Annotated in this window: 10 protein-coding genes; 9 read left to right on the top strand and 1 reads right to left on the bottom strand. The window is 70.9% G+C overall.

What is annotated here, in order from left to right; all coding sequences use genetic code 11:
* From ABD951_RS02305 to ABD951_RS02295, 3 genes are all read left to right on the top strand, one after another.
* On the top strand, nt 1-298 hold a 298-nt coding region (locus ABD951_RS02305; RefSeq protein WP_345341710.1), incomplete at its 5' end, for a carboxyl transferase domain-containing protein.
* The gene (locus ABD951_RS02300; RefSeq protein ID WP_345341708.1) at nt 295-585 is read left to right on the top strand and encodes an acyl-CoA carboxylase subunit epsilon; all 291 of its coding nucleotides are present in this window, start codon (nt 295-297) and stop codon (nt 583-585) included. The genes ABD951_RS02305 and ABD951_RS02300, both read left to right, overlap by 4 nt.
* Nucleotides 582-1,226, top strand: a complete 645-nt coding sequence (locus tag ABD951_RS02295; RefSeq protein ID WP_345341706.1) for a Maf family protein — start codon at nt 582-584, stop codon at nt 1,224-1,226. Before ABD951_RS02300 ends, ABD951_RS02295 begins: the two co-directional genes overlap by 4 nt.
* Nucleotides 1,227-1,248: 22 nt before the next feature.
* Here ABD951_RS02295 and ABD951_RS02290 read toward each other — a convergent pair whose 3' ends face one another.
* The gene (locus ABD951_RS02290; protein ID WP_345341704.1) at nt 1,249-2,715 is read right to left on the bottom strand and encodes a DHA2 family efflux MFS transporter permease subunit; all 1,467 of its coding nucleotides are present in this window, start codon (nt 2,713-2,715) and stop codon (nt 1,249-1,251) included.
* Between the two features lie 275 nt (nt 2,716-2,990).
* Between ABD951_RS02290 and ABD951_RS02285 the strand changes: the two genes are divergently transcribed.
* The 6 genes from ABD951_RS02285 to ABD951_RS02260 all read left to right on the top strand — a co-directional run.
* Nucleotides 2,991-4,460, top strand: a complete 1,470-nt coding sequence (locus ABD951_RS02285; protein ID WP_345341702.1) for a condensation domain-containing protein — start codon at nt 2,991-2,993, stop codon at nt 4,458-4,460.
* On the top strand, nt 4,460-5,890 hold the full coding sequence (locus ABD951_RS02280) for a condensation domain-containing protein (RefSeq protein WP_345341700.1): 1,431 nt from the start codon (nt 4,460-4,462) through the stop codon (nt 5,888-5,890). Before ABD951_RS02285 ends, ABD951_RS02280 begins: the two co-directional genes overlap by 1 nt.
* A gap of 59 nt (nt 5,891-5,949) precedes the next feature.
* Nucleotides 5,950-6,846 (top strand): sulfurtransferase, encoded by an 897-nt coding sequence (locus ABD951_RS02275; protein ID WP_345341698.1) that lies wholly within the window; start codon nt 5,950-5,952, stop codon nt 6,844-6,846.
* Complete coding sequence (locus ABD951_RS02270) at nt 6,843-7,256, top strand: SufE family protein (protein ID WP_345341696.1); 414 nt, start codon at nt 6,843-6,845, stop codon at nt 7,254-7,256. Before ABD951_RS02275 ends, ABD951_RS02270 begins: the two co-directional genes overlap by 4 nt.
* 42 nt (nt 7,257-7,298) lie before the next feature.
* Nucleotides 7,299-8,750, top strand: coding sequence for a condensation domain-containing protein (locus ABD951_RS02265; RefSeq protein ID WP_345341694.1), 1,452 nt, complete (start codon nt 7,299-7,301; stop codon nt 8,748-8,750).
* A 155-nt stretch (nt 8,751-8,905) separates the two neighbouring features.
* Nucleotides 8,906-9,247: biotin carboxylase N-terminal domain-containing protein (locus tag ABD951_RS02260; protein ID WP_345341692.1), on the top strand; the 342-nt coding region annotated here is incomplete at its 3' end.

The raw sequence follows: 9,247 nt of genomic DNA, 5'->3' as shown, positions 1-9,247 counted from the left end.
GGCGTGGCCGACCGCGCAGATCGCGGTGATGGGTGCCTCGGGTGCGGTCGGGTTCGTCTACCGCAAGCAGCTCAAGGACGCCGCGGCGGCGGGTCAGGACGTCGACGCGTTGCGGTTGCAGTTGCAGAACGAGTACGAGGACACCCTCGTCAATCCGTACGTGGCGGCCGAGCGTGGTTACGTCGACGCGGTCATCCCGCCGTCGCACACCCGTGGTCAGATCGTGTCGGCGTTGCGGTTGCTCGAACGCAAGATGGTCACCCTTCCGCCCAAGAAGCATGGGAACATTCCACTGTGACACTCACGGACACGACACTCGCCGAGGTCGAGGTGCTGATCGAGGCCGCCGCTGCGGTCGACGCCGCCGCGGCAACCGCAACCGAAGGTACGCAATTGCCGGTCATCACGGTGCTCAAGGGCTCCCCCACCGACGTCGAGATCGCCGCGCTGGTCGCGGTCCTCGCGGCCGCCGGGTCGGCTCCGGCGCCGGTCGACACCACGCCCGCCGACCACTGGGGCCAGCCGACCAGGATGCACCGGCAGCGCGCACCCTTCTCCCCGTACGCGTTCCCCAACCGGGCGTGACCCGGCTCGTCCTCGCCTCGGCCTCGCCCGCGCGCCGCACCGTGCTGCGCAAGGCGGGGATCGAGCCGTACGTGCACGTCTCCGGGGTCGACGAGGACGCGGTGCAGGCGACGCTGGGCCCGCGGGCCACTCCGCACCACGTGGTGACGGAGCTGGCCCGCGCGAAGGCCGCTGCCGTCGTGCCCGCGCTGCCCGCCGACATCGTCGCCGACGCCGTCGTGATCGGCTGCGACTCGATGCTGCTGCTCGACGGCGAGCTGCAGGGCAAACCACACACCGCGGACGTCGCGCGGGCCCGCTGGCGGTCGATGGCGGGCCGCAGCGGCACCCTCCTGACCGGGCACTGCGTGATCCGGGTCCACGACGGTCGCCCGGTCGGCGAGTCCAGCGCGGACAGCGCGACCGTCGTGCACTTCGGGACGCCGTCCGGTGACGACCTCGAGGCCTACCTGGATTCCGGTGAGCCGATGCAGGTGGCGGGCGCGTTCACCCTGGACGGACTGGGCGGCTGGTTCATCGACCGGATCGAGGGTGATCCGTCCAGCGTGATCGGGATCGGGCTGCCGCTGGTGCGGCGACTGCTCGGTGACGTCGGGGTCGGCATCGCCGAACTCTGGACCGCCTCCCCCGACCCCGCCTGACGCCGATCCCGGCGGAACCCGGTCAGGTCCGGTTACGCCGGGGCAACCCGAGTGCCGCGGCGCCGAGCACCAACGCCAGCGCCGCGATCCCCCACAGCACCCGCTGCTGGGCGTGCAGGTAGGCGGTGACCGACCCGGCGTCGATCCGGTCGTCGACCAGGGCGAAGAACACCGCACCGATCGCCGCGAGCCCGAGCACGTTGCCGACCTGCTGCACCGTGGGCAGCAATCCCGACGCCGCGCCGACGTTGGCGGGCCGCACGGTCGCGAGGATCGCCGCCTGCAGCGGCGCCAGGAACAACCCGAGCCCGCTTCCCCCGACGAGGAGCGGCACCACGAACGCCCACGGCGACGGATCGGCGCCGAGCGCGGGCATCTCGAACGACAGCGCGACGAGCGACACCGCGAACAGGGCCATCCCGAGCGGCAGCACGAGGTTGCCGATCCGGCGCACGACGGTGGCCGACAGCGCGGCCGCGACCGCGGTGCCGACGGCCCACGGCATCGTCGTCAGTCCCGCCCGCAGCGGGCTGAAGCCCAGCCCGTACTGCAACGTCAGCGCGACGGTGAACACCAGCGACGACATGGTGCCGAAGAACGCGAACGCGAGCAGCGCGCCCCGGGTGAAGGCCCGGTCGGCGAACAGCCCGAGGGGCAGCACCGGGTCACCGCCGCGGCCCCCGAGCCGGCGTTCGTGGAGGACGAACGCGGCGAGGACCGGTACCGACGCGACCGCCATCGCGACCAGCACCGGCGGCCAGCCGCGTTCGCGCCCCTCGATCAGCGGGAAGATCAGCAGGAAGAGCCCGACCGTGGACAGGACGGCACCGATCGGATCGAGGCGGCGAACCCCCGGCGGCCGGGCGTCGATCAGATGCAGCCATCCGACCGTCAGGGCGGCGAGTCCGAGCGGGACGTTGACGTAGAAGATCAGCCGCCAGCCCCACCCGAACAGGTCCCAGTGGATCAGCAACCCGCCCAGCAGCGGTCCGGCCATGGTCGCCGAAGCCATTGTGGCGCTGTAGATTCCGAACACCCGACCGTGCCGGCTCGGCGGGAAGGAACCGGAGATCAAAGCGAAGGTCTGGGCCGACATCGCGCCGGCGGCCAGGCCCTGGACCATCCGGGCCGCGATCAGCCAGACCGGTCCCACGGCGGCCCCGCACGCGACCGATGCGGTGACGAACAGCGCCATCGCCGTCAGGAACACCCGCCGCCGGCCGTAGAGGTCACCGAGCCGGGCCGCGGTGATCAGGGTGCACGCGAATGCCAGCACATAGCCGGACACGGTCATCAACTGCTGGGACGCCGACGCACCGAGGTCGGCGGCGATGCTCGGCAACGCCACGTTGACGATGGTCGAGTCGAGGAGTTGCATGAACACCGCGGCGAGGCTCGCGGCGAGTCCGAGCCACGGCGCCCACCCGGACTGCTCGTCGGGCGCGGCCCGGTTCTCGGGTGGTGCCACCCCGGGCTGCACAATGGACATGGCGCAGAACGGTAACCGAACCGGCCGGGGTCCCGGGCCGGGATCGACGACGAAGATCCGCCGCGCGGCCGGATCGCCCGGGAGGCGTGACCGACGTCATCGTCCCGGAACGGACCAATGTGCCGAATGTCCTGCGGCCGTGTTGAACGCTCACCTACGCTCGCGCAGTCCGAACCCGAACACCCCCCATTTCGCCCCCTCCCTCCCCCCACCGCGAGTCCCCTACTCCCAGCCGTCGGCGCCTCGCGTTGCTCGTCCTCCAGGAGCCCCAACCCATGGATCTGCACCAGATCACTCGATGGACCCCGCCGCCGGGTCGGGTCGTCGAGTGGACGGTGACCGAGCGTGCCGCCGAGATCGCGCGGTCCGCACCGGAGAGCCCGTTCCCACCGGCGACGATTCAGGAGCGTCACCTTCGCCGGGCGGCCGCGGCGGCCGCCCGCGGCGAGGCCCAGTCCCCGTGGATCGGGCTCGCGTTCGACTTCTTCCGGCCCCTCGACGAGCAGGCCATGGCCCGGGCGATCACCGAGTACGTGCGACGCAACGAGACCCTGTGGAGCTGGTTCTCCTTCGCCGATCCCGACGGCGACCCGGCCGATTTCGCGAACCTCATGCGCCGGCACGTGACCGACCCGGACTCGATCGAGTTCGAATCCCGCACGGTCGACGTTCCCGGGACGAGCGAGGCGATCCGCGATCACCTGATGCACCGGTTCGCGACCGCGGCGACGGCGCTGACCTGGCCGGCGTTCGTCTTCGGTACGATCGAGCACGAGGGCGGCGAGTCGTTCACGCTGTTCCACGCCGTCGACCACGCCCACACGGACCTGACGTCGATGGCCTACACGTTCACCGAGCTGCGCACCCTCTACGACTGCGCGCTGGACGGCACCGGGCACGACATGCCCGCCGCCGGGAGCTTCGTCGAGTTCAGCCGGCGGGAACGGGCCCGCGCCGCGGAGCTGACCGCGGAGTCGCCGGAAGTCGCGTCGTGGATGGAGCACCTGCGCGCGGCGGGCGGGTCGATGCCGGTGTTCCCCCTCGATCTGGGCGCCGCGGACGGGCCCCGTCCGGCGATGAACACCCGGGTGATCCTGATCGACGGCGCCGACAGCGAGCGGTTCACCGACGTGTGCCGGGCGAACGGCGGCAACTTCGTCGGCGGGGTGTTCGCCGCGCTGGCGATCACCGAACGCGAACTCGTCGGCCGCGACCGCTACTTCGCCCTGTCGCCGCTGTCCACGCGCGACAGCGACGACATGGAGTGGACGCAGGGCTGGTTCATCAATCTGATCCCCGTCGGGTTCGCGACCGCGGACGCCGCGACGTTCACCGATCTCGTCGCGGCCGCGCAGGACTCGTTCCGGTCCGGCAAGAAGCTGGGGTCGGTGTCGAGCCAGCAGGCCATCGAGGTGGTCGTCGCGGAGCGGGGCGCCGCGGCCGCCACCGAGTTCACGGGGCTGTCGGTGCCGCCGATCGTGTCGTACATGGACGCCCGGAGCCTGCCCCGGTCCGACGAGTACGTGCAGGCCCACGCCACCGGCCTGGTCGGCGGGAAGGACACGGCCGTGGCCCTGATGTGGGTCAACCGGCTCGACCACGGCACCTGGATCGACATCTCGCATCCGGACACGCCACAGGCGCGCGAGTCGGTGGAGCGCTACACGCGCCGGCTCACCGAGATCATGACGGCCGTCGCGCGCGACGGCGACCACCGGATCGCACCGGCAGAAGGGACCCTCTGATGCACGTCACCGCGATCGACCGGTACGAGATCGAGCCCGGCACCCTGACGGAATGGACCCTCGCCCCGACCGACGAGCTGGTCCGTTCGGACGTCCCGCCGAGCTACAACCAGCAGTTCCACCTCGAGACCGCGCGCACGCACGGAGTCGGTGCCAGCGTGTGGATGGCCGCGAGCTTCGACCTGCCCGCCCCGGTGAACCGGGTGGCGCTCCGCCGCACGCTGGAGTTGATCGTGCGCAGGCACGATGCGCTGTGGACGGGCTTCGAGGTGCGGCCGGACCGGATCACCCGGCTGACGGTGCCGCCGCACGCGGTGGCGGTGACCCCGTCGGCGGCGGTCGAGTTCGGGGACACCGCGTCGCTGCGCACCCATCTGCGGGCCCGGTTCACCGAGGTCTGCGATCCGCTGACGTTTCCCGCGTTCCTGTTCGCGACCGTCGAGCGGGCCGGGTCGAGCACCGTGCTCGCCGCGTTCGACCACACGATCGTCGACGGCTACTCGCTGGTGATCGCGATCCGCGAACTGCGGCAGGTCTACGAATTGTTGTGCGCGACACCGGACATCGCCGACGAGGACGTGCACGTCGACCTGGACGACCCCGGCAGCTTCATGAGTTTCTGCGTCGAGGAGAGCGCCGAGGAGGACGTCGACGCGTCCGATCCCCGGATCCGCGCTTGGGCCCGGTTCTACGAGTCGTGCGGCGGCACCGCGCCGCGGTTCCCGCTCCCCCTCGGCGTGCAACCCGGCAAGCCGGCGCCGCAGGCCTCCGACGTGCGATCGATCCTCGACACCCAGGACACGGCCCGGTTCGAGGAGGTGTGCCTCGCGGGCGGGGGCGCGATGTTCTCCGGGGTGCTGACCGCGATCGGGACCGCATTGCGCCGCGAGGGCGCACCGGCACTGCTGCCGCTGCAGTTCCCGCTGCACACCCGGCTGGACCCGCGGTGGGAGGGCTCGATCGGTTGGTTGACGACCAGCGCGCCGGTCACCGTCCGGGTCGATCGTCCCGACGACTTCGCGGCCGCGCTGGCCGACACGCACAGCTCGTTCCGGTCGGCGTTGAACGTGCTCGGGGTGTCGATGCCGCAGGTGCGGGCCGGGGTCGGCGACGGATACCGGCGCACCAGCACCGACCTGTTCATGGTGTCGTTCATCGACTACCGGCGACTGGCAGGCAGCGAGCACCACCGCAGCATCAACGCCCACCACATCAGCAACGTGACCGTCTGCGACGACGCCCAGTTCTGGGTGTCCCGCACCACCGAGGGACTGTCGATCCGGTCCCGGTTCCCGGACACCCCGGTCGCGCGGGACACGATGGAGAGGTTCCTGACCCGGTTGGCGGAGGTGCTGACCGAGGTGTGCGACGGCAGGTCGACACTGCAACAGCCGGAGGCGGATCTGGTCCTCGTCGAATCGGCGGTGTGAGGGCGCTCCGCATAGAATCGGGTTTGTCAACCCGTCGTCTCACCCTCAGGAGCCCCACCGTGCCCGTGGCGCCCGATTCCCACTCGTCCTTCGCGGCCTATGCGCATCCGGAGCGGCTCGTCTCCTCGGAGTGGCTCGGCGCCCACATCGGAGCACCGGGCGTCCGGATCGTCGAGTCCGACGAGGACGTGCTGCTCTACGACGTCGGGCACATCCCGGGTGCCGTGAAGATCGACTGGCACACCGACCTCAACGACCCCGTCACCCGCGACTACATCGACGGCGAGGCGTTCGCGAAGTTGATGAGCCGCAAGGGGATTCGCCGCGACGACACCGTCGTCATCTACGGCGACAAGAGCAACTGGTGGGCGGCGTACGCGCTGTGGGTGTTCACGCTGTTCGGGCACGAGGACGTCCGGCTCCTCGACGGCGGCCGGGACGCGTGGATCGCCGAGAACCGGGACACCACCCTGGACGTGCCCGCGTACGAGCCCACCGACTATCCGGTGGTGCAGCGCGACGACGCCCCGATCCGCGCGTTCAAGGACGACGTGCTGGCACGCCTGGGCGGCGCGCCGCTGATCGACGTGCGGTCGCCGCAGGAGTACACCGGCGAGCGCACCCACATGCCGGACTACCCCGAGGAGGGCGCACTGCGCGGCGGGCACATCCCGACCGCGGTGTCGATTCCGTGGGCGAAGGCCGCGGCGCCGGACAGCCGGTTCCGGTCGCGCACCGAGTTGGAGGAGATCTACGGCGATTTCGCCGCCGCCGACGACGTGATCGCGTACTGCCGGATCGGTGAGCGGTCGAGCCACACCTGGTTCGTGCTCACCCACCTGCTGGGGTACGAGGGTGTCCGCAACTACGACGGCTCGTGGACCGAGTGGGGCAACGCGGTGCGGGTCCCGATCGTCAAGGGCGACGAGCCCGGTGAGGTTCCGGCGATCGCATGACGCTGCCCGCCCCGCTCGCCGAGATCGTCGACGACTTCGCCGCCGTCGACGGACAGGAGAAGCTGCAGCTCCTGCTGGAGTTCAGCCGCGAACTCCCGTCCCTGCCCGCCGAATTCGAGCAGGCGGCGATGGAGCCGGTACCGGAGTGCCAGTCACCGCTGTTCCTGTCCGTCGACGCCGGCGATCGCGACCACGTGCGACTGCACTTCAGTGCCCCGCCGGAGGCGCCGACGACCCGCGGCTTCGCCTCGATCCTGCATCAGGGTTTGGACGGGCAGAGCGCGCAAGCGATACTGGACGTGCCCGGAGACTTCTATTCCGCGCTGGGTCTGGCAGACGCCGTCAGCCCGCTGCGCCTGCGGGGCATGTCCGCGATGCTCACACGCATCAAACGCCATCTGCGCGAGTGAATGCGATCCATTCCTCTGCGCCGATCTCGAGAACAGGGTGCTGTGGAATTCACCGAGTTGGCCGACTATCCCGTCACCGCGGGGACGTTGACCGAGTGGCTCCCGACCGTGCCGTCCGACCACGCAGCCCCCTCGGGGGACGCGGTCGGGTGGTTCGACGATCCGCGACCGACGTCCTTCGTGCAGGAGACGCGACTGCGTGAGGCGCACGCGCGCGCCGGAACCCGGCACGAGTCGTGGCTGGGCACCGCGTTCGAGATCGGCGGCAGGCTCGACCCCGACGCGTTCGCGCGGGCGCTGGGCGCGTGGGTCGACCGACACGAGGGGTTGCGGAGCCACGCAACGGTTCCCGCGGGCCCCGGCGAGTTGCACCGCCGCACCGTGACGCCGGGCCGGGTGCGGATGGCCGCGCAGCGGCACGGGTACCGGACCTCGGGCGCGGAGAACTTCGAGCACCTGCACGCGCTGTTCGACGGGTGCACGTCGCCGACGACGTGGCCGGCGTTCGCGTTCGCGACGGTCGAGCCGCCGGACCGCGACCGCGCGTTCACCGTCTACTTCGCCGCCGACCACGCGATCGTCGACGGGTACTCGGTGGTGCTGGTCGCACAGGAGATCGAGGCGTTGTACCGCCGGGAACGGGGCGGCGCGACCCCGGCGCTGCTCCCGGTCCGCAGCTTCCTCGACTTCGGGGCGCGGGAACGGGTCGCGGCCTCCGGCCTCGACACCGGGGCCAACCCGGCGATCGCGCTGTGGCGCGCGATGCTCGACCGCGACGGACGGTTGCCTGCGTTCCCGCTCGACCTCGGCGAGCTGCCCGACGATCCGCTGCCGCAGCGGGGACTGTCCGCCTGGGTGCTCGATCCGGACGGCGCGGACGCGTTCGAGGTGGCGTGCCGGAAGATCGGACACGGATTCTTCGCGGGCACGCTGGCCTGCCTGGCGGTCGCCGGTGCACAGCTGTCCGGCGCGGACCGGTTCGAGGTCGTCACCCCGATGCACACGCGCGACGAGCCCGGGTGGGCCGGGTCGGTCGGCTGGTTCGTCGGTATCGGCCCGATCGGGTTCGAGACCCGCGACGCGGGGTCGTTCGCCGAGCTGATGCGGCGGGCATCGGCCCAGGTCGCCGCCGCCAAGTCCGCCGCGCGGGTGCCGTTCGAGTGGATCTCGGAGGTCCTCGGCACCGACGCCCGGCCGCGTTTCGTCGTGTCGTTCATGGACGTGCGATTCGTTCCCGCGGCCACCGAGTGGCCGGAGTGGAACGCGCGGGCGCTGCGCAGCAAGCAGTACGAGAACGACGTGTACATCTGGGTGAACCGGACCCCGGAGGGTGTGAACATCGCGGCACGGTATCCGGCGTCGGACACCGCGACCGCGGCCGTGCACCGCTACGTCGCCCGACTGCGCAGCCTGATGGAGGAGGTCGAGGGCACCGGGACCTGTGCGCTGCCGGAACACGTCACACCGGGAACCGGCAAAACTACTTCTCAGTAGGGTTTACCGTGTTCAGCGCGGCCTTCGGGTCAATTCGCTAGCCGATTACATTCGCAGGTGGGCTGGTGCATACACTGCGAAGTACTGCCGGAAAGCAGCCCGCCGGATCCGACCCGATCCACAGTGGCTACCCCTTGCGATCAACAGGAGGCTCAGTGCCCAGTCATGCCAGCGCGAAGATCTCGAAGGTGCTCGTCGCGAACCGCGGCGAGATCGCCGTGCGGGTGATTCGGGCCGCGAAGGACGCCGGGTACGGCAGCGTCGCGGTGTACGCGGAGCCGGATGCCGATGCCCAGTTCGTGAAGCTGGCGGACGAGGCGTTCGCCCTGGGCGGGCAGACGTCGGCGGAGTCGTACCTGGTGTTCGACAAGATCCTCGACGCGGCCGCGAAGTCGGGTGCGGACGCGATCCACCCCGGTTACGGGTTCCTGTCCGAGAACGCGGACTTCGCGCAGGCGGTGATCGACGCGGGGCTGATCTGGATCGGGCCCTCGCCG

Origin of the sequence: Rhodococcus olei, from assembly GCF_039540555.1 — a bacterium.
Taxonomy (GTDB): domain Bacteria; phylum Actinomycetota; class Actinomycetes; order Mycobacteriales; family Mycobacteriaceae; genus Rhodococcus_G; species Rhodococcus_G olei.
Note: the sequence above shows the minus strand (reverse complement) of the source record. Positions and strands in the feature narration are given on the sequence as shown.